The organism is Enterobacter cloacae complex sp. P42RS, from assembly GCF_014930595.1.
GTDB lineage: Bacteria > Pseudomonadota > Gammaproteobacteria > Enterobacterales > Enterobacteriaceae > Enterobacter > Enterobacter bugandensis.
In genome coordinates this window covers 338873-364464 of the sequence record NZ_JADBRK010000001.1, presented here as the reverse complement: position 1 = coordinate 364464, position 25592 = coordinate 338873, and the positions used below count along the sequence as shown (strand labels likewise).

Below are 25592 nucleotides of genomic sequence, written 5' to 3'. Positions count from 1 at the left end.
CCTTAGCGGCCCAGATAGACCTCAATCACCTGCTCGTTGGCCTGCACCTCGCGAAGCGAGCCTTCCGCCAGCACGCGCCCCTGATGCAGCACCGTGACGTGGTCGGCAATCGTTTCAACGAAGCCCATGTCGTGCTCCACCACCATCAGGGAATGCTTGCCCGCCAGGGTTTTGAACAGCTCGGCGGTGTATTCCGTTTCCGCATCGGTCATCCCGGCGGCGGGTTCATCCAGCAGCAGCAGGTGCGGGTCCTGCACCAGCAGCATGCCGATCTCCAGGAACTGTTTCTGCCCGTGCGAAAGCAGCCCGGCGCGACGGTCCCGCTCGCTGCCAAGGCGCAGAAGAACCAGCATCTCGTCAATGCGGTCCCGCTGCTCGCCGTTGAGTTTTGCCCGCAGGCTCGCCCAGACGGATTTATCGGTTTTCATGGCGATCTCAAGGTTCTCCCACACCGTCAGCGCTTCAAAGACCGTGGGTTTCTGGAATTTTCGGCCAATCCCCTGGCGAGCAATGCCCGCAGGCTCCAGCCCGGTCAGGTCGATGGACTGGTCGTAAATCGCTCTCCCGCTTTTGGGTCGGGTTTTGCCGGTGATCACGTCCATCAGCGTGGTTTTACCCGCCCCGTTGGGGCCAATCACGCAGCGCAACTCGCCCACGCCGATATTCAGGGAGAGATCGGTCAGCGCCTGGAAGCCCTCGAAACTGACGTTAATGGCCTCAAGTTGAAGCACCGGGTCAGTCTGGTCCCGGTAGCGATCGCCGGGCAACTGGCGGGTAAATAACTCTTCCGTTGGCTGCATTATTTCTCTCCCTTACGCAACAGACCGTAGACGCCGCGCGGCAGGAACAGCGTGACGGCGATAAAAATCAGCCCCAGAAAGAGCTGCCAGTACTCCGGCATGGCAACGGTAAAGAAGCTTTTCGCCCCGTTCACCAGCGCCGCGCCAATCACCGGCCCCACCAGGGTGCCGCGCCCGCCCAGCGCCACCCAGATGGCGGCTTCTATCGAGTTGGTCGGCGACATTTCACCGGGGTTAATAATGCCCACCTGCGGAACGTACAGCGCCCCCGCCAGGCCGCACAGCACGGCAGAGAGCGTCCATACCAGCAGCTTGAACCCGCGCGGATCGTACCCGCAGAACGTCAGGCGGTTTTCCGCGTCGCGCACGGCGGTCAGGATGCGGCCAAACTTGCTCTTCGCCAGCGCAAATCCGGTGCCCAACGCCAGAAGCAGCAACAGCACCGTCGCCAGGAACAGCGCGATGCGGGTGGTCGTTTCCGTCACCGAAAACCCGAGCAGCGTGGTGAAGCCGGTAAAGCCGTTATTGCCGCCAAAGCCGGTTTCGTTGCGAAAGAACAGCAGCATGCCCGCGTAGGTCAGCGCCTGGGTCATAATCGAGAAGTAAACCCCTTTGATCTTCGAGCGGAAGGCAAACCAGCCAAACACCAGCGCCAGCAAACCCGGCACCATCACGATCAGCACCAGCGCCCAGGCAAAGTGCTGGGTGCCCCACCAGAACCACGGCAGCTCGCTCCAGGAGAGAAACGACATAAACGCGGGCAGGCCGTCGCCTGACGCCTGGCGCATCAGGTACATGCCCATCGCATAGCCGCCCAGGGCGAAGAAGATGCCGTGTCCAAGAGAGAGCATGCCGGCGTAGCCCCACACCAGATCCAGCGCCACCGCAACGATGGCATAGCAGAGGATCTTGCCGATGAGCGTCAGCACCCAGGTCGACAGCGCCAGCGGATGCGTGGCGGGCAGCAAGGCGAAAAACGGTAAAATCAGCAGACACGCCACCAGCAGGCTGCCTGCAATCTGTGTCGTGCGCGGCGCTTTACGCGCCAGCGTTAAGGTCAGCGGCTGGCTCATCAGTCAATCACCCTCCCTTTCAGCGCAAACAGCCCCTGAGGACGCTTCTGGATAAACAGGACGATCGCCACCAGAATCACGATCTTGCCCAGCACCGCACCCATCTGCGGCTCAAGGATTTTATTGAAAATGCCCAGCCCGAACGCGGCGGCCACGCTGCCTGCCAGCTGGCCTACGCCACCGAGAACGACTACGAGGAACGAGTCGATGATGTACCCCTGACCAAGCTCCGGCCCGACGTTACCAAGCTGGGATAACGCCACGCCGCCTAACCCGGCGATCCCTGAGCCCAGCCCAAACGCCAGCATATCGACGCGCCCGGTCGGTACCCCGCAGCAGGCGGCCATGCTGCGGTTTTGCGTCACCGCGCGCACGTTCAGACCAAGACGGGTTTTATTCAGAATCAGCCAGGTGAAGAACAGCACCAGCAGCACGAAGCCCAGCACCACAATGCGGTTCCACGGCAGGGTCAGGTTGGCAAAAACCTGCACCCCGCCGGAAAGCCATGACGGGTTTGCCACCTCCAGGTTCTGGGCGCCAAAGGTCATCCGCACCAGCTGGATGAGCATCAGGCTGATCCCCCAGGTCGCCAGCAGCGTTTCCAGCGGGCGACCGTACAGGTGACGGATCACGGTGCGCTCCAGCACCATACCAATGCCCGCCGTCAGGCAGAATGCGACCGGCAAGGCGATAACGGGATAGAGCGCCAGCCACTGAGGCGCAAGCCCGGCCATTGCCTGCTGCACCATCCACGTGGCGTACGCCCCCAGCATCAGCATCTCGCCGTGGGCCATGTTAATGACGCCCAGCAGGCCGTAGGTGATCGCGAGCCCCAGCGCGGCCAGCAGCAGCACCGACCCCAGAGAAAGCCCCATAAATGCCTGGCCCAGCAGATCGCCCCACATCAGGCGATGCGTAATCTGGCTAAGGCTCTCTTCTGCGGCCGCGCGCACGCCGGCATCCGGCTCGGTCTGCGCCTGGGTAAACGGAGTGAGTCTGGACTGTACGTCCGGATCGTCTGACTGGCCCAGCAGTTCGACGGCCCTGCGGCGCACCTCCGGCTGCGGGCTCGCCAGCTGGAGGTTTGCCACCGCCAGCAGCAGCGCCTGACGCGCCACAGCGTCCGCTTCATCCCCGGCGCGCTTTTCCAGAAAAGCGAGCATGTCGGGCTGAGCATCACGCTGGAGCTGACGGGCTGCCGCCCGCCTTTCGGTGACACTGTCACTAACAAGCTGATGCGTGGCAATGGCCGTTGCAGCCAGCACGCGCAGCCGGTTTGTCAGGCGTACGGCTTTGGTTTGCCCTACTGCCGCGCGGGCGTCACCGAGCGAAACCATTTCGCCATTACGCTTCGCAAAGGCGTGCTTTTGGCTGTCGGTATACAGGTTTTCCTTTTGCAGGGACTGAAGCAGCGGAAGCCTGGCGGCATCCGGCGCGGCGGCCCACTGCGTGAGGAGCTCCGCCTGCTGGCCGCGGCTGGCGGCAACAAAACGATCGGCATCCGATGCCTGCGCCATCCCTGGCAGCAGTCCGGAAAGCCATACAAGAGCGATGAACATGCGCATGGCGTTCATGACGTTTCTCCCTGAGGCAATGGCCTAGTTGCTGGCGGTTTTCATCGGCTGGTCGGGCTTTTTGTCATTTCCGGCGATGAACGGACTCCACGGCTGGGCGCGTACTGGCTGTTCCGTCTGCCAGACCACGTTGAACTGGCCGTTGCCTTCAATTTCACCGATCATGACCGGCTTATGCAGATGATGGTTGGTGGCATCCATGGTGAGCGTAAAGCCAGACGGCGCCTTAAATGACTGACCGGCCATCGCCGCGCGCACTTTATCCACGTCGGTGGTGCCCGCTTTTTCCACCGCCTGTGCCCACATGTGGATCCCCACGTAAGTCGCTTCCATCGGGTCGTTTGTCACGACGGTATCGGCATTCGGCAGCTTGTGCGCCTTCGCATAGGCTTTGTAATCCGCGACGAACGCCTGGTTGGTTGGATTATCCACGGACTCAAAGTAGTTCCACGCCGCCAGGTTACCCACCAGCGGTTTGGTGTCGATTCCGCGTAGCTCTTCTTCGCCGACAGAGAACGCCACCACCGGCACGTCGGTGGCCTTCAGCCCCTGGTTAGCCAGCTCTTTGTAGAACGGCACATTGGAGTCGCCGTTGATGGTCGACACCACGGCGGTTTTGCCGCCGGCGGAGAATTTCTTGATGCTGGCGACGATGGTCTGGTAGTCGCTGTGACCAAACGGGGTGTAAACCTCTTCGATGTCCTTATCCTCAACCCCTTTCGAATGCAGGAACGCGCGCAGGATTTTGTTGGTGGTGCGCGGGTAAACGTAGTCGGTCCCCAGCAGGAAGAAGCGCTTCGCCCCGCCGCCGTCTTCGCTCATCAGGTATTCCACCGCCGGGATAGCCTGCTGGTTCGGCGCCGCGCCGGTATAGAAGACGTTTGGCGACATTTCCTCGCCCTCATATTGCACCGGATAGAACAGCAGGCCGTTCAGCTCCTCGAAAACCGGCAGTACGGATTTGCGCGAAACCGACGTCCAGCAGCCGAACACCACCGCCACTTTATCCTGGCTCAGCAGCTGGCGTGCCTTCTCGGCAAACAGCGGCCAGTTTGAGGCTGGATCCACCACCACAGGCTCCAGTTTCTTACCCAGCACGCCGCCTTTGGCGTTGATCTCGTCGATGGTCATCAGGGCGACGTCCTTCAGCGGGGTTTCGGAGATGGCCATCGTGCCGGACAGAGAGTGCATGATCCCCACTTTGATGGTGTCGGCCGCCTGCACGCCAAAACTCATTCCCATCGCCACGACGGACGCGGATAACGCAAAGGCTTTTAATAAGGTACGACGCTGCATATTTTCACTCCTGAAAAAGAACGCTGTGCGAAAACGTCCGTTACGGCATGGACGCGGAAATAAAGGTGTCAGCGAAGCAGGAGCAAAAAGGATGCCAGAATGGAGGATGCGCTATTGCAGGAGACAGACGGCAGGATGTAAAGAGAACGACTCAGAATGGCACAGCGCTGCACTTTTATAATGCAGCGCTGAGGAAGCGGTTTTACCAGACTTCGCTGGCGATCTGCGTCACCAGACGGACCTTATCCCACTGCTGGGACTCGCTCAGGCTGTTGCCCTCTTCGGTGGAGGCAAAACCGCACTGCGGGCTGAGGCAGATTTGCTCTTTCGCCACGTATTTCGCCGCCTCTTCCAGACGGGCCTTCACGCCTTCCGGGTTCTCCAGCTCACCGTTTTTCGTGGTGATCAGGCCCAGCACCACCTGCTGCTTGCCCGGGCGAACGAAGCGCAGCGGCGCGAAATCCCCGCTGCGGTCGTTATCGTATTCCAGGAAGAATGCGTCAACGTTGACCGTCCCGAACAGCACTTCCGCCACCGGCTCGTAGCCGCCTTCGGAAATCCAGGTTGAACGGAAGTTACCGCGGCAGACGTGCAGCCCGATGGTCAGATCCTCCGGCTTGCCTTCCAGGGCCTTGTTCAGTACGCGGGCATAGATTTGCGCCAGCTCATCGGCATCGTCGCCGCGCTCGCTGATCTGACGGCGCTGGTCGTCCGAGCAGAGGTAGGCCCAGACGGTGTCGTCCAGCTGCAGATAACGGCAGCCCGCGTCGTAGAATGCGCGTATCGCGTCGCGCCAGGTGGTTGCCAGATCGTCGAAATAGTCGTTCAGATCCGGATACACCGTCGCGTCGATGTCTTTGCGCCCGCCGCGGAAATGGAGCACGCTTGGGCTGGGAATGGTCATCTTCGGCTGGGCATTGCCGCTGATGCTTTTCAGATAGCGGAAGTCTTCCAGCATCGGGTGGTCGCCAAAGCCCAGCTTGCCGGTCACGCGCACGCCGTGGGCTTTGGTTTGTACTCCGTTGAACTGAATCCCCTGCTGTGAATCGTAACGCTCAACGCCCTGAAGACCGTCGAAGAAATCGAAGTGCCACCAGGCACGGCGAAATTCACCGTCGGTCACCACATGCAGGCCGCACGCGCACTGCTGCTCGACGACGTGGCGAATAGCCTCGTCCTCCACCGCGCGAAGCTGTCCGGCATCAATCTCGCCGCTGGCGAACTTCAGGCGAGCCTGCTTGATGGCATCCGGGCGTAAAAAGCTGCCGACTACGTCGGCGCGGTATGGGGCGTGCTGTCGTTGCATGGAAATCTCCTCAGTCTGCCGGTATTAATTGCCCGCAGTGATAATTCATCATTTGAATCTTTAGACTTCTGGATGTCTAAATGTCCAAAAAAGATGTCATACCTTACCGTTTCCGGCAAACGAGAAAATTTCACGGGTGTTGAAAAAAATTCATCTTCACAGCGCGTCAGCGTGGGCCTGGCTGGCAAAGGCGTAGCGTTCATCTTCCCAGCCGGTGATGCCGCCGAGCATGATTTTGACCGGCAGCCCGAGACGCGCCAGCTTCAGCGCCGCCCTGTCCGCGCCGTTACAGTGCGGTCCCGCGCAGTAGACGACAAACAGCGTACCTTCCGGCCATTGGGCCATGCGCTCAGCGGTCATCTGGCTCCACGGCATATGCAGAGCGCCCGGCACATGGCGGCGGGCAAACTGCTCCGGGCTCCCCACCACATGCAGCAGCACGAAGTCCTGCTCATTATTGGCGATGGCGTGATGCACGTCGGCGCAGTCGGTTTCGACGCTCAGGCGACGCAGAAAATGGGTAACGGCTTCCTGCGGCTCGGCAGCCGGAAATTCAGTAACATAGCTCATGATCCTTCCTCATCTTTGGCGTTTGTGTTAACACTACTCTATCCACAAATTCAGCCCGTGAATGCGCTCGCTTATGCCAGAAAACAGCAAAAAGATGACAAACTTAAGACAGGTTACCCGTCCGCAGGTGGTGGTGCTGGCGTATGACGGGCTATGTACCTTTGAGTTTGGCGTGGCGGTTGAGATTTTTGGCCTGCCGCGTCCTGAGCTGGGCGACGACTGGTATCGTTTTGCGGTGGCGAGCGTGGATAGCGGAGAATTGCGGGCGACCGGCGGGATCCGCATCGTTACCGATGGGGACTTGAGCCTGCTTGCGTCGGCGGACCTGATCGTGGTTCCCGGCTGGCGGGGGCTGGACTCACCGGTTCCTCCGGCGCTCTGCGAGGCGCTGCGCCAGGCCAGCGCGCGCGGATGTCAGCTGCTGTCCATCTGCTCGGGCGTGTTCGTGCTGGCCGCTACGGGGCTGCTGAACGGACGTAAAGCCACGACGCACTGGCGCTACATTGACGCGCTTAAGGTTCGCTACCCTGACATCGAGGTGGTTGAGGATGTGCTCTACCAGGATGAGGGCGATATCCTGACCTCCGCGGGCAGCGCGGCGGGAATCGATCTCTGTCTGCACGTCGTCCGGCGGGACTATGGCATGGAAACCGCCAACAGCGTGGCGCGTCGGCTGGTGATCCCCCCTCACCGGGATGGTTCACAGCCGCAGCAGCTGAGCCGCCCGGTGGCGCAGCTGCGTGAGAGCCAGCGCCTGGGCCAGCTGTTTGATTTTCTGCACACGCACCTTGTCGAGCCGCACAGCGTCGACTCCCTGGCACGTCGGGTCGGCATGAGCCAGCGCACCTTTCTTCGTCGCTTCGAGGCGGCAACGGGCACGACGCCCGCACGCTGGCTGCTTAATGAACGCCTGCTGAGAGCAAAAGATTATCTGGAGAGCAGCCGTTTAAGCATCGACAGCATCGCGGAACAGACCGGGTTTGGTCAGGCGTCGACGCTGCGTCATCATTTTCGTCAGCAGTTCGCGCTTTCCCCGGCTCAGTATCGCAAACAATTTTCACGTTCTGATACTGCCCGCTAGCGGCAAAAGCGCAAAAAAAACCGCCATTATCTGGCGGTAAATGCTTGCATGGATAGATTTGTATTTTGGTCTCTACGTCCCCGACGCTCCATGGTCGGGCAGCGGATCTCATACAAACTAACACTGGCTGTCTCAACGAAAGCTAAACAGCCTGATTAACTCGCGCTGGTGTTGATTTGTAAATAGCGCATCAGGCCCTGCTCAGCGCTCTGCCTGGCATCATCGTTAAGGGCCTCGAGATAAAACGATCGCGATACGCCATAGGGAGCCTTTTCAGAGGGATATACCGCAAACTGGAATGTTTTTCCCCGTGCCGGATGGGTGCAGTCTAATTCCCAGCGCTGTTCATTTACTCTTTTACTAGTGCAGGCTACGCGTCCATAGTCGCTGGTTAAATAGGAACCAACGCGAATTTCAGCGGACTGAATATATTCTGGTTCGTCATTACCGATATAGCGAAATCCTGCGGTAGCCCCAACGGCAGCCACGAGGAGCGCAAGTGCGATTATTTTTTTCATTTATTTAGACTCATTCCTTAGCCAGAGAACCTCTATTATATAGGATTATCCTTAAAGTAAATGTCTGTTTCCGTACCAGAACAGGTAGTTTACAACGCGTAATTCGTATTTAGGATATTTCTTAAGAAGAATTCCGATCCTACAGTATTTGACACTTTCTTTGCCGTACTTTGAATTATTGAATAATAACGAGAAGAAATAATCGGCATGCTTATTCCCGCAATGTTATTCAGCGGTGAAACCATGGTGAAAAAAGGGTTATCTCTCGTCATGCTTATTTGTGCGCTGTTTTCCGGCCAGCTGATGGCCGGGCACAAAGGGCATGAATATGTTTGGGTAAAGAATGTGGAACATCAGCTACGGCATGAGGCCGACAGTGACGAGTTACGCAGTGTAGCGGAAGAGTCAGCGGAGGGTTTGCGCGAACACCACCTGTGGCAGAAATCGCGCAAACCGGACACGCACGTAAGGTAATTAACTGCCCTTGCGTTTCGGAAGGGTTTTCATCAGATCGTCCGGGCTCACGGACGCAACGATGCTGCCCGGCGGTGGCATTTTGAAAATGTGGTTTTTCATTTTGCCGATAACATGCATTTCACAAGGACGGCAGTCAAACTTCAGGGTCAGGACTTCGTCACCGTTGACCAGCTGCATGGGGGTGGCCTTCCAGCTTTTAATATTCCCTTTCGCCTGTTTCGGGCACAGGTTAAAAGCAAAGCGCAGGCAGTGCTTGGTGATCATAACCGGCACATCGCCCTTCTCTTCGTGCGCTTCATAGGCCGCGTCGATAAGCTGCACGCCGTGGCGATGATAAAATTCACGCGCTTTATGGTTGTAAACGTTGGCCAGGAACGATAAATGGGTGTCCGGATACACAGGCGCAGGAACGGATTCGGCCTTACGGCTGCCGCGCGGATACTGCGCCAGGCGTGCGGCATCCAGCATCTCTGCCGTTTCGCGGCGGAACTGGTTCAGCAGGCTGTTCGGCACGAACAGCGCGTCCGGCAGATTAACCTCGATGGCGCGCGCGTAGTAAATCGTCTGGCCCAGCTTCGCTACGCCGTCCTTCAGGCTGTTAAGCGCTTTATCCGCGTTGTTTGCCACCTCGAACAGGCCATCAAGGGTATGCGTTACGCTGATGCCGTCTTCGCAGGTCATGGTCAGGATCAGCTGCTCTTCCCAGCCGCCCAGCTCAATGTCCACCGCGATGCGACGCTCGCTGGAGGTTTTCAGCAACGCCTGCTGCCAGTTATGATCCAGGTTACGGTTGAGCGGCGCGTTCGGCCTTGCCTTGTAGAGATCGGCAGGCATTTCATTCGGCCAGACGCGGTAGCGGTTCTCGCCGGTTTTTTCGACCGTGTTGGCGCGGAAGCCCACCACTTCACGCTTAATCATTACGTTAAGGCCGTCGCCGTTCGCCAGCGGCTCGGTCACTTCAACGTCCAGGTGATCTTTCGCCACTTTCAGCACTTCACCGACCGGTAAACCGATAAACTTCGGTGAGTCAAACGCGCCGATATCCCCTTTGCGGGCGTTCACGAAATAGTCCGTGCTGCCGCGGTGGAAGGTTTTGTCCGTTGACGGAATAAAGAAATGTTCGGTACGACCGGCCGAGGCGCGCGCCAGGTCACCGCGATCTTCGATGATGGCGTCCAGCATCTGGCGATAGTGCGCGGTGATGTTCTTCACGTAGCTCATATCTTTGTAGCGCCCTTCAATCTTAAAGGAACGCACGCCCGCGTCGATCAGCGCGCCCAGGTTGGCGGTCTGATCGTTATCCTTCATGGAAAGCAGGTGTTTTTCGAACGCCACCACGCGACCCTGGTCGTCTTTCAGGGTATACGGCAGACGGCAGGCCTGCGAGCAGTCGCCGCGGTTGGCGCTGCGGCCCGTCTGCGCGTGGGAGATGTTGCACTGGCCGGAATAGGCCACGCACAGCGCGCCGTGGATAAAGAATTCGATCGTCGCGTCGGTTGCCTGGTGAATATCGCGGATCTGATTGAGGTTCAGCTCGCGGGCCAGAACGATCTGCGAAAAGCCCACGTCGGAGAGAAACTTCGCCTTCTCAACCGTGCGGATATCGCACTGGGTGCTGGCATGCAGTTCGATAGGCGGAATATCCAGCTCAAGCACGCCCATGTCCTGAACAATCAGGGCATCGACGCCGGTCTGGTAGAGATCGGTAATCAGACGCTGCGCGGGCTCCAGCTCATCATCATGAAGAATGGTGTTCAGGGTCACGAACACTTTCGCCCCGAAACGGTGGGCGAACGGCACCAGATCGGCAATATCGCGCAGGCTGTTGCTGGCGTTATGGCGGGCACCGAAGCCAGGGCCGCCGATGTAGACGGCGTCAGCGCCATGAAGGATCGCTTCACGGGCAATGGCGGCGTCGCGGGCCGGGCTTAAAAGTTCAAGATGATGGGATTGCAGGCGCATACTTCGTCGTTATCCGTTATGGTCAAAATGGCGGCTATTGTAGTCAGAAGTATGCGCCAGCGAAACAGTTTTGCGTAGCCTCAGCGGGGATAATGGATCAGAGAGTGAAAATGCACCGGCCGGTCGCTGCTGTTGCGGTAGGCGTGCGGTTTATCGCCGGCAAAACGGACGCCAGAATCGGCATGAACCGTCTGCCACTCACCGTTGATGTTCATCTCCAGCTCGCCGCTGATGACCACCACATGTTCAATCACGCCTGCCTCATGCGGCGTGGACTCGCTCAGGGCACCCGGTGCCAGCGTGATGGAGAAATGATCGAACCGGAGCGTCTCATCCCAGGGAAAGAGCGGTTTGACCACCATCGCCTGCTGCTGTGAATCAAACACAGCTGGCCTGTCCGCCTCTGGCGTAATGAAAGCGGAAAACGGGACGTTCAGCCCGGTGGCAATTTTCCACAGCGTCGACACCGTCGGGCTGGACTCATTGCGCTCGATTTGCCCGAGCATCGCTTTCGACACGCCCGTTTCGTCCGCCAGCTTCGACAAACTCCAGCCGCGCGCCTGGCGCAGCGTTTTCAGCGTTGCTGCAAGATGTTGTGTAATGTCCATGCTCCCTCCTGATGGCCCTGAGCATACCACTTGTACGCTATAGCGCACAGTGTTACCTTATCGCGGACGTTATAACGCACAGCGGAGTTTCTATGCGCCCTACCTCTCATCTCGTTCCAGTCGTACTGGCTGGATTTGTCGCCGTTCTGGTCGGTTACGCCAGTTCAGCAGCTATCATCTGGCAGGCCGCCGCCGCGGCAGGCGCCAGCGCACAGCAGATTGCGGGCTGGATGACCGCGCTGGGGGTTGGGATGGGCGTCAGCACGCTGGCGCTCTCCTGGTGGTATAAAGCTCCGGTGCTGACCGCCTGGTCTACGCCCGGCGCGGCGCTACTCGCCACCAGCCTGCACGGCGTGACGCTGGCCGAGACAATCGGCGTGTTTATCTTCGCCAATGCGCTCATTTTACTCTGCGGCATTACCGGGCTTTTCGCCCGCCTGATGAAGCTGATCCCACACTCACTGGCTGCGGCCATGCTGGCAGGCGTACTCCTGCAGTTTGGGCTGCATGCGTTTGCCCATCTGGACAGGCACTTTCTGCTGTGCAGCAGCATGATTGCCGCGTGGCTGCTGGCGAAAGCGCTGGCACCGCGCTATGCGATCGTCGTTACGCTGCTGGTGGGCGGGATCGTGGCGTGGGCGGGAGGTGACGTTGTCACCGATAAAATCACCATTTCCTTCGTCACACCTGAGTTTATTGCGCCCACGTTCACCTTCACCAGCCTGGTGAGCATCGGCTTGCCCTTCTTCCTGGTAACCATGGCCTCGCAAAATGCGCCCGGTTTCGCGACCATGAAAGCGTCCGGCTATCCGCTGGCGGTCTCACCGCTCATTATTTTTACGGGCGGGCTGGCGCTGCTGCTGTCCCCCTTCGGCGTCTTTTCCATCTGCATAGCCGCCATTACCGCCGCTATCTGTCAAAGCCCGGATGCCCACCCCGATGCCGGTAAACGCTGGCTGGCGGCTATCGCCGCGGGCGGGTTTTATCTGCTGGCGGGAGTGTTCGGCGGATCCATCACCGGGATAATGGCTGCGCTGCCGCTCAGTTGGATCCAGACGCTGGCCGGTCTGGCGCTGCTGGGTACCATCAGCGGGAGTTTATATCAGGCGCTGAATCATGAAGCGGAGCGCGACGCGGCTATCGTCACGTTTCTGATGACCGCAAGCGGCGTCACGCTCCTGGGCATCGGCTCGGCATTCTGGGGGCTGGTGCTGGGCGGCTTAAGCTATGCCCTGTTTTCACGCGCTCGCCGCGCGCAGCTGTGACGGCGTGATGCCCATGACGCTGCGAAAACGGTTACTGAAGTGGCTGGCGGAGTTAAACCCGCAGGCCAGCGCGATATCCGTCAGCGGCGTCGAGGTATGCTGCACCAGGTTTTTCGCTTTTTCCATGCGCCGTTGCATAACGTACTGATGCGGCGCCAGCCCCGTCGACTGGCGGAACATGCGGGCAAAATGATATTCGCTGAGTGCGGCCTGCGCCGCCAGATCGGCCAGCGTCAGGGGCTGTCCGAGGTTTTCTTCAATAAAAGCCAGCACGTTGCGCAGAACAAACGGCGATAGCCCGCCGGTAACGACCGGGAGCTTCCACTGAACGTTGGCGTAGTTTTGCAGCAGGTGGGTCAACAGCAGCGTAGAGGCCGTGCTCAGGGTGAGCTGGTTGGCCTGCTGCTGCCAGTCGCAACCAAGCAGAAACTGGCGGTACAGCGCGGTGATCTTCGGGTCGCTGCCAAAAATGCGCTCGTCCAGAGTCAGCGACAGGGGCCGCTTGTCCCAGATTTTTTCGCCCACATCGCGCAGGTGTTCATCGGTGCAGTAGAGATGGACAAACGACAGGTCATCGCGGATGTCCCACGTCGATTCGCTCTCTTTCGGCATCAGACAGAAACGGTCCGGCCCCCCGCCGTTCTTCCAGCCGCCCGGCGTCTTTTGATAGCTTTCGTAACCGTCGGCGACGTACAGACTAAGGGTATGATGATTGCTTTTAACCGTTATCGTATCGTGCTTGTTGTACCACGCCGCCAGCTGAATGCCGGAATTGAGCGCGACCGTTTCCCGCAGGACCGCATTCTGCTGGCGAAGCGTTTCAAAGGTATCGTAAGCGTGAGACATAACCGTTAGCGCGTTATTGAGTGAACTGTCAGTCTAAGAACTGTTGTCCCCCGTTGCCAGCCCCCGGAAAAGAAAAAAGCGCAAGATTTTGCAAGTCTAGCGCAAGCCGGTGAAAGCCCCAGACTGAGGACAGCGCCATACTGCGGGCTTCCGTGGTTTGAGAAGAGAAAAAATATGAACGCGTTATTATACGGACTGGTGGTGATCATCTGGGGAACCACCTGGATTGCCATTTTCCTGCAGCAGGGTCCCGTACCCGCCCCCGTCTCTATTTTCTGGCGTTTCGCGGTGGCCAGCGCCACGATGATGGTGGTGTTACTTGCCCTGCGCCGGTTGCGTAAGCTGGCGCTGCGGGATCATCTGTTCTGCATGCTTCAGGGATGCTGCGTCTTCTGCTTTAACTTCTGGTGTTTTTATACCGCGGCGGCACACATTAACACCGGGCTGGAATCGGTGATCTTCTCCATGGCGGTGCTCTACAACGCCATTAACTGTTTTATTTTCTTTGGACAGCGCCCGCCCGCGCGTTTCTGGACGGCGGCGGCGCTGGGTCTTGTGGGGATCGTGACCCTTTTCTGGGACGACCTGCTGGCCAGCGGCTGGAGCGTATCGCTCCTGACGGGCATTGGCCTTTCCGCCCTCGGCACGTACGGCTTCTCGCTGGGCAATATGATCAGCATGCGCCATCAGCGCAGAGGTCTGGAAACCATGACCACCAACGCCTGGGCTATGCTTTACGGCACGCTGGTGATGGGGGGTATTGCGCTCTTCAGAGGCGACAGTTTTACCCCGGAATGGACGGTCACCTACATGGGCGCGCTGCTCTATCTGGCACTCTTCGGCTCGGTGATTGCCTTTGGCGCCTACTTCACGCTGGTGGGACGCATAGGCCCCGGGAAAGCGGCCTACAGTACGCTGCTCTTCCCGCTGGTGGCGCTCTCTATCTCAACGGTGTATGAAGGCTACGTCTGGCACATCAACGGTATCGTCGGTTTGCTGCTGATTCTGGGCGGGAATATGGTGATGTTCACGAAACCAGAGACCTGGTTCAGGCGCCTGCGTACGGCGTAAAAAACGGCCTGCGCAATGCAGGCCGCTTAACGTTATTTCGCTGTTTTATGCACGTCAAACATGGTGGCGTCCGTCGCCATGTCGTCAACAACCTGCTTCAGCGTCGCAAAGGTCATCGGCGTACTTTCGTTATTCAGCTCTTTACCTTCACCTTTACGAACCACCTTCATCACCGGTTTATTGGTGGCCGCGTCGATCAGCTCACCTTCAAAGTAGAGATGGGTATCCATGGTGCGATGGCCGGTTGCCATCTGCGTACCTGCTACCACCAGCGCGACCGGCACCACTTCATAGAACTGCAGGCCTTCTTTCTGCGAACTCACCCCGGTAATAGCACCGCGGAAAATCAGGCTGTGTTTACCCGGTGTGGTCACAATCGGCTTACGGGTACCAATAGCCGTTTTCATTTTGTTATTGGTGTAATCCAGCAGCTCATCAAGCGTTCTTTTACCAATCTGAGTGGTTGGTTTTGGCGCTGGATAATAGGTAATCGGCGTCCAGATAATGCTGTCATAGTTGGCTTCGTTATAAGAAGGGTCAACCCAACGCAGCGTTGGTTTACCCGTTGCAGACGTCGTCTGCTGCAAGCCGGAATAATCTTTTAAAAAGCCTGAATATTGTTCTGGAGCCGCGACTTTTGAAGAACAGCCCGCCACTGCCAATAAACCAGTAAGCACTGCAACTTTAAAAAAAGTTTGAGTACGCATGATAGTTTTCCATGTAATCTGCAAGTATGCATTTGAAGTTATAGCAAAAGTTCGGCGGGTTTGTTGTGACAAAAAATGACGTGGGGAGCACAAATTGCGAAAAGAGTGCCCGGCAGCGTACCGGGCATAGAAAATTACTGATTAATATCCACCTGCCAGAACAAATGTTTGCCAAACGGATCGATTTCGTAACCTGTCACCTCTTTGCGCACCGGTTCGAAGATCGTTGAATGCGCAATCATGACCGCCGGCATCTGGTCATGCATGATCTGCTGCGCCTCTTTATACAGCGCTACGCGCTTGTCGCGATCGGTAGTTGATTTTGCTTCCGCGATAATTTTATCAAACGGCTTATAGCACCACTTCGCCGAATTCGAACCGCCGTTGGCCGAGGTGCAGGTAAACAGCGGGCCAAAGAAGTTATCCGGGTCGCCCGTTGCGGTCGTCCAGCCCATCAGGGCAGCCTGATGTTCACCGTCCTTCACGCGCTTGAGATATTCGCCCCATTCGTAGGTGACAATTTTGGTCTGCACCCCCACCTTCGCCCAGTCAGCCTGAATCATCTCCGCCATCCGCCTGGCGTTCGGGTTATAGGGCCGCTGGACGGGCATCGCCCACAGGTCAATACTCATGCCGCCGGCTAAACCGGCCTCTTTCAGCAACGCTTTCGCTTTTTCAGGATCGTAATCGTAATCCTTCAGCTCGCTGTCAGCGCTCCAGACGCCCGGCGGCAGCAGATTTTTCGCCGCGGTGCCGGTGCCGTGAAACACCGCGTCGATAATGGCCGGCTTATTGATCGCCATCGCCAGCGCCTGGCGAACCTTCACGTTATCCAGCGGCGGCTTTTGGGTATTAAACGCCAGGAAACCCGTGTTCAGCCCGGCCTTGCTCATCAGCGTAATATCTTTATTGGCCTTCATGCGCGGCAGATCCGCCGGGTTCGGGAACGGCATCACCTGGCATTCGTTTTTCTCAATTTTGGCAAAACGCACGGAAGGATCCGGGGTGATGGTAAAGACCAGCCTGTCCAGCTTTGATTTCCCCTGCCAGTAGTCGGCAAACGCCGTAAACAGAATGCGGGAATCCTTCTGATACTGCGCCAGCTTAAACGGCCCGGTGCCAATGGGCTGCATATCCACCTTCTCCGGCGTGCCCGCTTTCAACATTGCATCGGCATACTCCGCGGAGAGGATCGAGGCAAAATACCATGCCAGATCCGCAACAAACGGCGCTTCAGGGTGCGCCAGGGTAAAGCGCACCGTGTGGTCATCGACTTTATCAATAGCGGTAATCAGGCTGCCAAACTCCAGGCTTTCGAAGTTGGAATAGCTGCCGTTTGAGACGTTGTGATAGGGATGGTTAACGTCCTTCTGGCGCATAAACGAGAAGATCACGTCATCGGCGTTAAAATCGCGGGTCGGCGTGAAGAATTTATTGCTCTGAAACTTCACCCCTTTACGCAGATGGAAGGTATAAACCTTACCGTCGTCGCTCACCTCCCAGCGCTCTGCCAGGCTCGGCACCAGCTCCGTGGTGCCGGGTTTGAAATCGACCAGCCGGTTGTAGACCGGCACTGCGCTGGCATCCACGCTGGTGCCCGAGGTGTATAACTGGGGATTAAAGTTTTCCGGTGACCCTTCGGAGCAATACACCAGCGTTTTCGCGGCTACGGTGGAACTGACCGTGAGCGCAGCGAGTGCCAGCGTTAACGTTGTGCGTTTGCTTGTCATCATTTATTCCTGTCTTTTTAATTCGACGGCTAATTAATTCTTTTGCCATTTCATAAATAACATTAAAGTGAAGTGGCAAACACCCGAAAAATAAATAAGGAAGAAAACACTATGGGCTCGCCGCTTTCCAGACAATTAACGCACCGTTTTTTCCGCTATCTTGCGATTACCAGCCAGAGCGATCCGAAAGTGAAAACTCTGCCCTCGACGCCGGGCCAGCACGACATGGCGCGAGAGCTGGCGCAGGAGCTGGCGCAGCTGGGGTTAGACGACATCGTGATTGACGAATTCGCGACCGTGACGGCAGTGAAAAAAGGCAACGTGCCCGGCGCGCCGCGCATCGGCTTTATTACCCACATTGATACCGTTGACGTCGGTTTATCACCGAATATTCATCCGCAAATATTAACGTTTAATGGTGAAGATCTCTGCCTGAATAAGGAAAAAGACATCTGGCTGCGCGTGAACGAGCACCCGGAAATTCTGGCTTATCCGAATGAGGAGATTATTTTCAGCGACGGTACCAGCGTATTGGGCGCAGACAATAAAGCGGCGGTGACGGTGGTAATGACCGTACTGGAAAACCTCACCGCTGAGCATCAGCATGGCGACATTGTGGTCGCGTTTGTGCCCGACGAAGAGATTGGCCTGAACGGCGCCAAGGCGCTGGATCTGAAACGCTTCGACGTGGACTTTGCCTGGACCATTGACTGCTGCGAGCTGGGAGAAATTGTTTACGAGAATTTTAACGCGGCAGCGGCAGAGATCCACTTCACCGGCGTGACGGCGCACCCGATGTCCGCCAAAGGGGTACTGGTGAACCCGTTATTGATGGCAACCGACTTCATCAGCCATTTCGACCGCCAGCAAACCCCGGAGTGCACCGAGGGCCGCGAAGGCTATATCTGGTTTAACGGCATTCAGGCCGGACAGAACGACGCCGTGCTAAAGGCTAATATTCGCGATTTTGATAAAGCCAGCTTTGACGCCCGCAAGCAGCAGATTGCTGACGTCGCCGCGCTGATTGCCGCCCAACACCCGACGGCGAAGGTCGACTATCGCATTGAAGATACCTACAGCAACATCAGCAATGCGATTGGTGAAGACCGGCGCGCCATCGACCTGATGTTTGAGGCTATGGAATCGCTCGGCATCACCCCAAAACCGATCCCTATGCGCGGCGGCACGGACGGTGCGGCGCTGTCGGCAAAAGGGCTACTCACCCCGAACTTCTTCACCGGCGCGCATAATTTCCACTCGAAGTTTGAGTTCCTGCCGCTGTCGTCGTTCGAGGCGTCTTACAAGACTGCCCTGCAGATCTGCCTGCTGGCCGCCCGTTAAGCGGGCTTGCGCGCCAGCATAGTGGCAAAGCGCAGCTTGATGCGGTTGCCGTTTTCATCGGTGCGGTGCAGTTCGCCAACCTCTTCGTTGTATTTCAGCAGCTCCCAGCCTTCGTAGTAGCTGCTCAGCTCACCGCTTTTGAACGCAAACGGGAAGCCGACGGTGCACGGGTAATCCGCCGTGTCCATCGCGGCAACGATCAGGTTGTAGCCGCCGGGTTTGGTGCAGCGCTGCATGTTGGCGATAAGGCCCGGAATGGTTTTCGCCTCCAGGAACATCAGCACCACGGTGGAGAGAATAAAGTCGTACTCGCCGTCAAAGCTCAGGCTGTTAAGATCTTTGACGGCAGTGTGCAGATTCTCAATCCCTTCTGCCGCCTTGATGCGCTCAATGTTATCAACGCTCATCGGGTTTTTATCCCAGGCGGTCACCTCGTGGCCGTTGGCCGCCAGGTAAAGGCTGTTGCGGCCATTTCCGCAGCCCAGATCCAATGTCTTGCCGGGCTTTACGATCCCCGCGCTGTACAGCACCTCTGAATGCGTACGGGTTAAGCCATATTTCTCTGTGAAGTAATTTTCATCGACAGCCATTATTTTTCCTCAGATTGCATAAGCAGTGCCTTATCAGTGCGCACCAGAAGTTTGCCCTGAATCAGCAGAATAAACGTACGGACCAACAGCATCCCAATGATGAGATTGGTAAAGATAAACAGCGGCACGGCAATGGCGTGGAAGAATCCAGACGAACTGCCGTGACCCAGATGCAGCCCGGTGGTAGCCAGAGCCGACACGCCAAACGAGAAACTCCAGAAGGAGGCGTTAAACGGCTGGGACACATACCACGGCAGCAGGCGCAGCATAAAGAGCAACTGCAACAGGCCGTAGCCGAACAGCATTTTGGCGAAGGTGTCGGCTTCCCCACCGTTGACGCTAAACCAGGCGCTGCACGCCACCAGCGCGGGCGCCAGCTGAATGCCTAAAGCGGTGCGCTGCGCGGTGGGAAGCTCCCCGGCGCTGCGAAGACGCTGGAGGATCACCGGCTCCAGGCTGAGCCAGGAAAAGACGCCCGCGCCGAGAAAAACGAGCCCTGCATCGTTGAACCCCAGAGCACCGCACGCCATCGCGCTGATGAAATTATTCGCCACCGTCGGCAGATACAATCCGGGCGTGGTGGCCTCCTGCGGGTGCCTGCCTCGCCAGAGCCCGGCGCTTTGCCAGGCGGAATAAGCAAGCTGTAACATCACGCCCACGCCGAACAGCGCCAGCGATACCGGGCGGAACCAGGGCACAAAACCGATGGCGACCAGCATGGTGGTGGCCGGAAAAAGGCTGACGAAGCTGCTCATCACCGGGTGGCGCATCTCTGCCAGCACGCTGTGCGGGAAACGGATCGCACGGGTAATAAACGCCGTCGTCAGTAAAAACCAGCAGGCAACTGCGAGAGCGACCAGAATCTCACCCGGCCAGCGCGTCACCGGCCACAGGGTGCTGGCGTATCGCCAGGCGAAACCCATGCCGATGATGCCCAGCACCATGCCAAAATAGCCTGCGGGAAGGTTAAGCGCCTGTTCAGGTTTGTTTAATTTATCCATTAATTTGAATTTTTAAAATGTATTTTAAATGCCATTTTAAGGGGTTTCAGCAACGGATGCCAGCACAACGGAAAGCCGAAAGTTTGCTACGTTTAGTGAAGACGCATATCAGGGACCCCACGATGAATAAGTATCGGCTCAGCGATGAAACCCGGCTCTGGCAATGGAAAAATGGCGAAACATCCCACTCAACGACGCTGCGGCAGATTATCGCTACGGTGGACTTTAACGATGTGAAGGCCGGCACGAAAGGCGGCTGGATTGACGATGAGCGCGCCCTTGCGCAGGACGGAGACTGCTGGATCTACGATGAAAACAGCGTGGTATTCGCTGGCGCAACCGTGTCCGGGAACGCGCGCCTGACCCTGCCGTGCACCGTCAGCCATGACGCGCATATCGGCGATAACTGCTGGCTTGACGCCGCAGAGGTCAGCCACGGGGCGCGAATAAGTGACAACGTCACAATTCAGCACTCCTGCGTGCGGGGTGAGTGCCATCTTTACGGCGACGCGCGCGTCCTGCACAACAGCGTCATCATTGCCGCTAAAGGCCTCACGCCGGACCACGACCAGATCCTGCAAATCTACGGCAAGGCGACGGTAAGCCGATCGCGCATTGTGCATCAGGCACAAATATACGGCGAGGCGATGGTGAATAACGCGTTTGTTGAGCACCGCGCCGAAGTGTTCGACTGCGCGATCCTTGAAGGTAACGAACTCAACAACGTCTGGGTGTGCGACTGTGCCAAAGTGTACGGCAACGCCCGCGTGATAGCCGGTTTCGACGATGACGCCATCCCTACCGTGCGCTACAGCTCTCAGATTGCCGAGAACGCCGTGGTGGAAGGAAACTGCATCATCAAGCACCACGTCCTGATCGGCGGTCAGGCATGGCTGCGCGGCGGGCCGATCATGCTGGATGATAAAGTGGTGATTCAGGGACGCGCGCGGATCAGCGGCGACGTGCTGATTGAGCATCGGGTAGAAATCACCGACGATGCGGTGATAGAGGCCTTTGCTGGGGAGAGCATTCACCTGCGCGGTGAAAAGGTGATCAACGGCGACCAGCGCATCACCCGCACGCCGCTCCTGGGGGCGCTATAGGGTATAAATTTTGCCGTAGATGTTCACATCGTCATAGGCGCCATTGAGGTATTCCGCTTCCCGCAGGCACCCTTCCAGCGTAAAACCGTTGCGCAGGGCCACGCTGTTGCTGTGCTGATTCGCCACCCGACACTTGATCACAAATCGGCGGATCTCACCGCGCTCAGCGTAGTAGCGCATAAACGCCTGCAGCGACTGCGAGAGTATCCCCTGCCCCTGATGTGCTTCATCCAGCCAGTAGCCGATGTACGCGGCTTTGTTGGAAGGCTCAATCGCATTAAACGACAGTACGCCGACCAGCGCATCCTCCCTGAAGATCAAAAACATTTTGGCGTAGCCGCGCTGGTGCAGCATCTGGTTACTCTGCACGTTGCGTCGGGTGTCATCTTCAGTTCCCACGTGCTGCGCCCAGTCAAAGGCGGTTTGCAGATAGGCTCTGTTTTTGACGACGAGGTTATGCAGTTCGGCGGTGTAACGCTCTTCGACGGCGCGAAGCTCGAGCGCGTCAGATACGGGAATAGTTTCGGATTGTGTTGCGGTCATTGCCCCTCACCCTAACCCTCTCCCTGTGGGAGAGGGAATCGATCGTTAACGCATTACCCGGTCATCAACGTAATGACGTTTATCCGGCGCTGGCGGGAAATACTGATACAGCCAGGTTTCGCTGATGGCATCGCCCTGGCAGCGCAGGAACAGGCGCATATCCACCGGCTCCGTCGAATCCGACGTTGGGTACCAGTCAAACAGAATGCGATACCCGTCAAACGGCTCAACGTAAAGGATCTCAACCTGCTTCGCTTCACCGCTGGAGAGCGTAATCACCGGCTCAATGCCTTTTGGCGCAGCGGCCTTCAGGTCGCCGCCGACGAAGTCGATAGCAAAGCGACGGGCCCACACTTTCGGATAGTGTTCGCCCGGCGCCCAGCCCTCCGGGAAGCCGCCCATGCCGGTACGGGTCGCGTAAACGTTGGCCAGCGGGGAACGCACCGGCGGCTGCGCGCTCCAGTAGAGACGATATTTAAAGTCCAACTCGTCGCCCGCTTTCACCGGTTTTTCCGGCTGCCAGAAGCAGACCACGTTATCCAGCGTTTCACCGGTGGTTGGGATCTCCATCAGCGCGATAGATCCTTTCCCCCAGTCGTTGCGCGGCTCAACCCACAGGCTCGGGCGCTTGTTATACCAGCCCATCACGTCCTGATAGTGGGAGAAATCGCGATCGAGCTGCAGCAGGCCGAACCCTTTCGGGTTTTTGTCCAGATAGGCATTAAACTGCAGCTTCTGCGGGTTATTGAGCGGACGGCAGATCCACTCCCCGTTGCCGCGCCACATTGCCAGGCGGTCGGAGTCGTGGATTTGCGGGTGAATGGTGTCGCACATGCGGCGTTCGTTGTTGCCGCAGCTGAACATGCTGGTCATCGGCGCGATGCCCAGCTGCTTAATGTCCTTACGCGCGTAGAGATGGTTTTCCACCTCCATGATCACCTGGCTCTTCTCGCAGTGGATCACGAATTTATAGGCACCGGTGACGCTCGGGCTGTCCAGCAGCGTATAGACGGTAAAGGTGGTATCGCCAGGCTTGACGGTTTCAAACCAGAAGGAGGTGAAGTCAGGGAACTCTTCCGGGGTGTCGGTAAAGGTATCTACCGCCAGACCGCGCGCGGAAAGCCCGTACTGGTAGGTGTCGTCCACCGCGCGGAAATAGCTCGCCCCGAGGAAAGAGACGATATCGCGGCGCGCCAGCTCAGGCGCTTTAAAGGCGCGGAAGCCCGCGAAGCCGAGATCGCTTTGCCCTTCCAGCTGTTTGGTATCGACACCCGTGTCACCGTAGCTGAACAGCTCAGGGCGGAAGTGGATCTCGCGCGCCATAGAGGTAGACTGGTCCAGCGAGAACATCCGCACACGGCGGCGGAACCCCATTCCCATATGGAAGAACTGCACGTCCAGCTGACGCCCTTCAATATTGTTCCACAGAGACTGTTTTTCATCGTAGCGGATGGCGTTATACGCCTGCGGCGTCATGGTCGCCAGCGTCTCCGGCAGCGGACGCGGCGCGCCACCCCACGGGGTTTTCGCCAGGTCATGCGCCATGGATTGCAGTACGGAGAAGTCAAACCGACGGCTCTGACCGTCAGCGATGTCAGAGTCAGCCGCATATGCCGCTTTGGAAAACAGGGAAGCAAGGCCGGAGGTGCCGCTCAGGGCTGCCACAGCCAGCGAGCCTTTTAGAAAACGTCTGCGATTCATGCCTGGAAAAACGTCCTTATGGTCGTGTGAATGTGTTTCGCGCTCGGCGAAATGACGGCAAGAAAGAACGCACAGCCTAAACAAAAATGGTTAAGAATCCAATTGTTGGCCGGTGATTATCTGAACAAAGTGAGAAATATTTTCTTTCGACCAGAACGGCCCGAAAGTGGTGTAAAGAAAGCCTGGAAAATGTGTAGAAAAATGCCCCGTCAGGACATCAGCTGACGGGGCCAATGAGGCGGTTATTTTACGCTGACATCGATACCCGGGAAGTACTTATCAGCGAGTTTGGCGATCGTGCCGTCGGCACGTACTTTATCAATGGCGGCATCAAGCTGCTTTTTGGTGGCCTCGTCACCTTTGCGCAACCCAAAGCCGATCCCACTGCCGAGGATAGTGTCGTCAGACACCGGTTTGCCGATGAAGCCAAACCCTTTTCCCTGCGGCTTGCTGAGGAAACCCGCCTGCCCGGCCGCGGACATGACCAGCGAGGCATCAATGCGGCCATTCAGCAGGTCGCCCCAGGCCATATTCTGATCTTTATACGACACCACGGTGACACCCTGCTTTTCCCAGTGCTCTTTGGCATAGGTTTCCTGAATCGACCCCTGCAGCACGCCGATGGTTTTCCCCTTCAGCCCTTCAGGCGTTGCTTCGACCGCCGTACCGGCCTTGCCGACCAGCTGAGACGGAATGCGGTAGATCGGCTGGGTAAAATCGATGCTCTTGCGGCGCTGCTCGGTAATGTTCATCGCCGAATTGATGGCGTCAAACTTCTTCGCCACCAGCCCCGGGATCAGCGCGTCAAATGAGGTTTCGACCCAGCTGCACTTCAGCGCTGCCGCTTTGCAGATGGCATTTCCCAGCTCAACGTCAAACCCTTCCAGTTCGCCTGCCGCATTACGGCTTTCAAACGGCGGGTATTCCGCTTCCAGACCGTAGCGCAGCTCGGTGGCCGCGAAGGAGGAAAAGGTGCACAGCAATCCCATGCCGACAACTAACGCGCGTAATTTCATCTCATACTCCTCAGAGCCTATCCCAGTAGGCGTAATTGTTGAAGACAGTTTGGTACCGGACAGCGCACAGAAACCGGAACGTACATGTAGTACGTGAGGATTTCGAGCACTGCCCGGTACCAAAATGGCGAATAAAATAGCCTAATGGGATAGGCTCAGCGTGGTTTAACACGACACAGGGCCTGGGCACCTGCCCGTAACGTCGCCTCATCTTTCGCAAAAGAGAGGCGAATCAATTTATTATCCGTGCCGTCGGCATAAAACGCCGACAGCGGAATGGTGGCAACACCGTACTCAACAATCAGCCGCTTCACCAGCTCGCTGTCGCGCTCGTCGCTGAACTGGCTGTAGTCCGCCAGCATAAAGAACGACCCGGCGCTCGGCAGCAGGGTAAACGGCGAATCGGCCAGCAGGCCGTGCAGCAGATCGCGCTTACGCTGGTAAAACGCCGACAGCGACAGCCAGGTTTGCGGATCGGTCATGTGTTCTGCAAACGCGTATTGCATTGGCGTATCGGCAGAGAACATCAAAAATTGATGGACTTTACATATCTCGTCCATCAGCTCTGCGGGTGCCACACAATAACCCACGCGCCAGCCGGTGACGTGATAGGTTTTTCCGAAAGAAGAAATAATCACGCTACGCTCCGCCAGCTGCGGGTGCGTGGCCATCCCGTGGTGCGGTTCCTCATCAAACACGACGTGTTCGTACACTTCGTCAGACAAAATAATGATGTCGGTATTGCGCGTTAGCGCCGCCAGCTGCTGCAGGTCATTAGCAGAGAAGACCTGGCCGCTCGGGTTGTGCGGCGTATTGATGATGATCATGCGCGTGCGCGGGGTGATTGCCGCACGGACCTCATCCCAGTTGACGGCAAAATCCAGCACCGTGAGCTTGATGGCGACAGGCGTTGCCCCCTGCAGACGAACAATCGGCGCGTAGCTGTCAAACGACGGCTCAAAGTAGATCACCTCATCGCCAGGGTGCACAAGCCCGCTTATCGCCGAATAGAGCCCTTCGCTGGCGCTGGCGGTGACCAGCACCTCGCTGGCAGGGTGATACTGCGTGCCGTAGAGCGCGGCAATCTTATCGGCGATGCGTTCTTTGAGCGGCTGCAAGCCGGTCATCGATGCATACTGGTTATGCCCTGCCTCCATCGCGCGGGTAACGCCGGCGATCAGCTTCGGGTCGCAGGAAAAATTCGGTGCCCCCTGAGAAAGGTTGATGGCGTTATGCAGGGCCGAAAGCTGGCCGATAACGGTAAAAATGGTGGTCCCCACGTCTGGCAGCTTGGAGCGCGTTTGCACCGGCGTTCGTAAAGTCATCCTCTTTCCCTTCTCATGGATATTGCATAACTATTCAAACAACAACTTCGTTGCCGGGACAATCGAATTGTTGTCATAATAGCCATGA

Annotated in this window: 24 protein-coding genes; 6 read left to right on the top strand and 18 right to left on the bottom strand. The window is 57.6% G+C overall.

Going from position 1 to position 25592, the window contains the following annotated elements; translation table 11 throughout:
• Nucleotides 1-2: 2 nt before the first annotated feature.
• The 6 genes from urtD to IM314_RS01630 form a co-directional block, all read right to left on the bottom strand.
• Nucleotides 3-800, bottom strand: coding sequence for an urea ABC transporter ATP-binding protein UrtD (gene urtD / locus IM314_RS01655; RefSeq protein ID WP_193358246.1), 798 nt, complete (start codon nt 798-800; stop codon nt 3-5).
• A complete protein-coding gene (gene urtC / locus IM314_RS01650; protein WP_193358247.1) occupies nt 800-1873 on the bottom strand; it encodes an urea ABC transporter permease subunit UrtC in 1074 nt (357 codons plus the stop codon). Before urtC ends, urtD begins: the two co-directional genes overlap by 1 nt.
• Nucleotides 1873-3447, bottom strand: coding sequence for an urea ABC transporter permease subunit UrtB (gene urtB / locus IM314_RS01645; RefSeq protein ID WP_193358248.1), 1575 nt, complete (start codon nt 3445-3447; stop codon nt 1873-1875). The genes urtC and urtB overlap by 1 nt, the downstream gene beginning before the upstream one ends.
• Nucleotides 3448-3471: 24 nt before the next feature.
• Nucleotides 3472-4743: an urea ABC transporter substrate-binding protein gene (urtA, locus tag IM314_RS01640; protein WP_028013130.1), complete on the bottom strand. Its 1272-nt coding sequence runs from the start codon at nt 4741-4743 to the stop codon at nt 3472-3474.
• Between the two features lie 202 nt (nt 4744-4945).
• Entirely contained in the window at nt 4946-6049 is a 1104-nt protein-coding gene (locus IM314_RS01635) for a cobalamin-independent methionine synthase II family protein (RefSeq protein ID WP_193358249.1), read from the bottom strand.
• A gap of 156 nt (nt 6050-6205) precedes the next feature.
• Entirely contained in the window at nt 6206-6619 is a 414-nt protein-coding gene (locus IM314_RS01630) for a rhodanese-like domain-containing protein (protein ID WP_041910013.1), read from the bottom strand.
• Between the two features lie 73 nt (nt 6620-6692).
• On the opposite strand from IM314_RS01630, the gene ftrA reads away from it, so the two are divergent.
• Nucleotides 6693-7700 carry a transcriptional regulator FtrA gene (gene ftrA, locus IM314_RS01625; protein ID WP_048958190.1) on the top strand — a complete coding sequence of 336 codons (1008 nt, stop codon included), beginning with the start codon at nt 6693-6695 and terminating at the stop codon, nt 7698-7700.
• Between the two features lie 155 nt (nt 7701-7855).
• On the opposite strand, the gene IM314_RS01620 is transcribed toward ftrA, so the two are convergent.
• A complete protein-coding gene (locus tag IM314_RS01620; RefSeq protein WP_041910018.1) occupies nt 7856-8218 on the bottom strand; it encodes a hypothetical protein in 363 nt (120 codons plus the stop codon).
• A gap of 243 nt (nt 8219-8461) precedes the next feature.
• Between IM314_RS01620 and IM314_RS01615 the strand changes: the two genes are divergently transcribed.
• The gene (locus IM314_RS01615; RefSeq protein ID WP_028013125.1) at nt 8462-8692 is read left to right on the top strand and encodes a DUF2554 family protein; all 231 of its coding nucleotides are present in this window, start codon (nt 8462-8464) and stop codon (nt 8690-8692) included.
• Here the strand turns inward: IM314_RS01615 and IM314_RS01610 are convergent, their stop codons facing one another.
• Entirely contained in the window at nt 8693-10657 is a 1965-nt protein-coding gene (locus tag IM314_RS01610; RefSeq protein ID WP_048958188.1) for a U32 family peptidase, read from the bottom strand. It abuts the gene before it with no gap.
• An 80-nt stretch (nt 10658-10737) separates the two neighbouring features.
• Nucleotides 10738-11265, bottom strand: coding sequence for a helix-turn-helix domain-containing protein (locus tag IM314_RS01605; RefSeq protein ID WP_048958187.1), 528 nt, complete (start codon nt 11263-11265; stop codon nt 10738-10740).
• A gap of 92 nt (nt 11266-11357) precedes the next feature.
• On the opposite strand from IM314_RS01605, the gene IM314_RS01600 reads away from it, so the two are divergent.
• Nucleotides 11358-12530 (top strand): benzoate/H(+) symporter BenE family transporter, encoded by a 1173-nt coding sequence (locus IM314_RS01600; RefSeq protein ID WP_193358250.1) that lies wholly within the window; start codon nt 11358-11360, stop codon nt 12528-12530.
• On the opposite strand, the gene IM314_RS01595 is transcribed toward IM314_RS01600, so the two are convergent.
• Nucleotides 12504-13376: a helix-turn-helix transcriptional regulator gene (locus IM314_RS01595; RefSeq protein ID WP_047365191.1), complete on the bottom strand. Its 873-nt coding sequence runs from the start codon at nt 13374-13376 to the stop codon at nt 12504-12506. The genes IM314_RS01600 and IM314_RS01595 overlap by 27 nt on opposite strands.
• A 174-nt stretch (nt 13377-13550) precedes the next feature.
• Between IM314_RS01595 and IM314_RS01590 the strand changes: the two genes are divergently transcribed.
• Complete coding sequence (locus tag IM314_RS01590) at nt 13551-14447, top strand: DMT family transporter (RefSeq protein WP_047365193.1); 897 nt, start codon at nt 13551-13553, stop codon at nt 14445-14447.
• Between the two features lie 32 nt (nt 14448-14479).
• Here the strand turns inward: IM314_RS01590 and IM314_RS01585 are convergent, their stop codons facing one another.
• Nucleotides 14480-15154 carry a DUF3313 domain-containing protein gene (locus IM314_RS01585; protein ID WP_041910029.1) on the bottom strand — a complete coding sequence of 225 codons (675 nt, stop codon included), beginning with the start codon at nt 15152-15154 and terminating at the stop codon, nt 14480-14482.
• 134 nt (nt 15155-15288) lie between these two features.
• A complete protein-coding gene (locus IM314_RS01580) occupies nt 15289-16884 on the bottom strand; it encodes an ABC transporter substrate-binding protein (protein WP_047368531.1) in 1596 nt (531 codons plus the stop codon).
• 111 nt (nt 16885-16995) lie between these two features.
• Here IM314_RS01580 and pepT point away from each other — a divergent pair, with 111 nt between their 5' ends.
• On the top strand, nt 16996-18225 hold the full coding sequence (pepT, locus tag IM314_RS01575) for a peptidase T (RefSeq protein ID WP_047365200.1): 1230 nt from the start codon (nt 16996-16998) through the stop codon (nt 18223-18225).
• Here pepT and tehB read toward each other — a convergent pair.
• Nucleotides 18222-18815 (bottom strand): tellurite resistance methyltransferase TehB, encoded by a 594-nt coding sequence (tehB, locus tag IM314_RS01570; protein ID WP_028013116.1) that lies wholly within the window; start codon nt 18813-18815, stop codon nt 18222-18224. The genes pepT and tehB overlap by 4 nt on opposite strands.
• Nucleotides 18815-19816: a dicarboxylate transporter/tellurite-resistance protein TehA gene (tehA, locus tag IM314_RS01565; protein WP_060571852.1), complete on the bottom strand. Its 1002-nt coding sequence runs from the start codon at nt 19814-19816 to the stop codon at nt 18815-18817. The genes tehB and tehA overlap by 1 nt, the downstream gene beginning before the upstream one ends.
• Nucleotides 19817-19938: 122 nt before the next feature.
• On the opposite strand from tehA, the gene ydcK reads away from it, so the two are divergent.
• On the top strand, nt 19939-20919 hold the full coding sequence (gene ydcK / locus IM314_RS01560) for a YdcK family protein (protein ID WP_041910038.1): 981 nt from the start codon (nt 19939-19941) through the stop codon (nt 20917-20919).
• On the opposite strand, the gene rimL is transcribed toward ydcK, so the two are convergent.
• The 4 genes from rimL to IM314_RS01540 all read right to left on the bottom strand — a co-directional run bounded on the left by rimL (nt 20914) and on the right by IM314_RS01540 (nt 25504).
• Nucleotides 20914-21462: a 50S ribosomal protein L7/L12-serine acetyltransferase gene (gene rimL / locus IM314_RS01555; RefSeq protein WP_041910040.1), complete on the bottom strand. Its 549-nt coding sequence runs from the start codon at nt 21460-21462 to the stop codon at nt 20914-20916. The genes ydcK and rimL overlap by 6 nt on opposite strands.
• Before the next feature lie 45 nt (nt 21463-21507).
• Entirely contained in the window at nt 21508-23163 is a 1656-nt protein-coding gene (locus tag IM314_RS01550) for a glucan biosynthesis protein D (RefSeq protein ID WP_045260490.1), read from the bottom strand.
• 242 nt (nt 23164-23405) lie between these two features.
• Nucleotides 23406-24179 carry a transporter substrate-binding domain-containing protein gene (locus IM314_RS01545; protein ID WP_025756391.1) on the bottom strand — a complete coding sequence of 258 codons (774 nt, stop codon included), beginning with the start codon at nt 24177-24179 and terminating at the stop codon, nt 23406-23408.
• 155 nt (nt 24180-24334) lie between these two features.
• Nucleotides 24335-25504 (bottom strand): pyridoxal phosphate-dependent aminotransferase, encoded by a 1170-nt coding sequence (locus IM314_RS01540; protein WP_193358251.1) that lies wholly within the window; start codon nt 25502-25504, stop codon nt 24335-24337.
• Nucleotides 25505-25592 lie beyond the last annotated feature (88 nt).

Excerpts from the sequence above, each read along its gene's own strand:
- urtD (WP_193358246.1), bottom strand. The coding sequence starts at position 800 with ATGCAGCCAACGGAAGAGTTATTTACCCGCCAGTTGCCCGGCGATCGC.
- urtC (WP_193358247.1), bottom strand. The coding sequence starts at position 1,873 with ATGAGCCAGCCGCTGACCTTAACGCTGGCGCGTAAAGCGCCGCGCACG.
- urtB (WP_193358248.1), bottom strand. The coding sequence starts at position 3,447 with ATGAACGCCATGCGCATGTTCATCGCTCTTGTATGGCTTTCCGGACTG.
- urtA (WP_028013130.1), bottom strand. The coding sequence starts at position 4,743 with ATGCAGCGTCGTACCTTATTAAAAGCCTTTGCGTTATCCGCGTCCGTC.
- IM314_RS01635 (WP_193358249.1), bottom strand. The coding sequence starts at position 6,049 with ATGCAACGACAGCACGCCCCATACCGCGCCGACGTAGTCGGCAGCTTT.
- IM314_RS01630 (WP_041910013.1), bottom strand. The coding sequence starts at position 6,619 with ATGAGCTATGTTACTGAATTTCCGGCTGCCGAGCCGCAGGAAGCCGTT.
- ftrA (WP_048958190.1), top strand. The coding sequence starts at position 6,693 with ATGCCAGAAAACAGCAAAAAGATGACAAACTTAAGACAGGTTACCCGT.
- IM314_RS01620 (WP_041910018.1), bottom strand. The coding sequence starts at position 8,218 with ATGAAAAAAATAATCGCACTTGCGCTCCTCGTGGCTGCCGTTGGGGCT.
- IM314_RS01615 (WP_028013125.1), top strand. The coding sequence starts at position 8,462 with ATGGTGAAAAAAGGGTTATCTCTCGTCATGCTTATTTGTGCGCTGTTT.
- IM314_RS01610 (WP_048958188.1), bottom strand. The coding sequence starts at position 10,657 with ATGCGCCTGCAATCCCATCATCTTGAACTTTTAAGCCCGGCCCGCGAC.
- IM314_RS01605 (WP_048958187.1), bottom strand. The coding sequence starts at position 11,265 with ATGGACATTACACAACATCTTGCAGCAACGCTGAAAACGCTGCGCCAG.
- IM314_RS01600 (WP_193358250.1), top strand. The coding sequence starts at position 11,358 with ATGCGCCCTACCTCTCATCTCGTTCCAGTCGTACTGGCTGGATTTGTC.
- IM314_RS01595 (WP_047365191.1), bottom strand. The coding sequence starts at position 13,376 with ATGTCTCACGCTTACGATACCTTTGAAACGCTTCGCCAGCAGAATGCG.
- IM314_RS01590 (WP_047365193.1), top strand. The coding sequence starts at position 13,551 with ATGAACGCGTTATTATACGGACTGGTGGTGATCATCTGGGGAACCACC.
- IM314_RS01585 (WP_041910029.1), bottom strand. The coding sequence starts at position 15,154 with ATGCGTACTCAAACTTTTTTTAAAGTTGCAGTGCTTACTGGTTTATTG.
- IM314_RS01580 (WP_047368531.1), bottom strand. The coding sequence starts at position 16,884 with ATGACAAGCAAACGCACAACGTTAACGCTGGCACTCGCTGCGCTCACG.
- pepT (WP_047365200.1), top strand. The coding sequence starts at position 16,996 with ATGGGCTCGCCGCTTTCCAGACAATTAACGCACCGTTTTTTCCGCTAT.
- tehB (WP_028013116.1), bottom strand. The coding sequence starts at position 18,815 with ATGGCTGTCGATGAAAATTACTTCACAGAGAAATATGGCTTAACCCGT.
- tehA (WP_060571852.1), bottom strand. The coding sequence starts at position 19,816 with ATGGATAAATTAAACAAACCTGAACAGGCGCTTAACCTTCCCGCAGGC.
- ydcK (WP_041910038.1), top strand. The coding sequence starts at position 19,939 with ATGAATAAGTATCGGCTCAGCGATGAAACCCGGCTCTGGCAATGGAAA.
- rimL (WP_041910040.1), bottom strand. The coding sequence starts at position 21,462 with ATGACCGCAACACAATCCGAAACTATTCCCGTATCTGACGCGCTCGAG.
- IM314_RS01550 (WP_045260490.1), bottom strand. The coding sequence starts at position 23,163 with ATGAATCGCAGACGTTTTCTAAAAGGCTCGCTGGCTGTGGCAGCCCTG.
- IM314_RS01545 (WP_025756391.1), bottom strand. The coding sequence starts at position 24,179 with ATGAAATTACGCGCGTTAGTTGTCGGCATGGGATTGCTGTGCACCTTT.
- IM314_RS01540 (WP_193358251.1), bottom strand. The coding sequence starts at position 25,504 with ATGACTTTACGAACGCCGGTGCAAACGCGCTCCAAGCTGCCAGACGTG.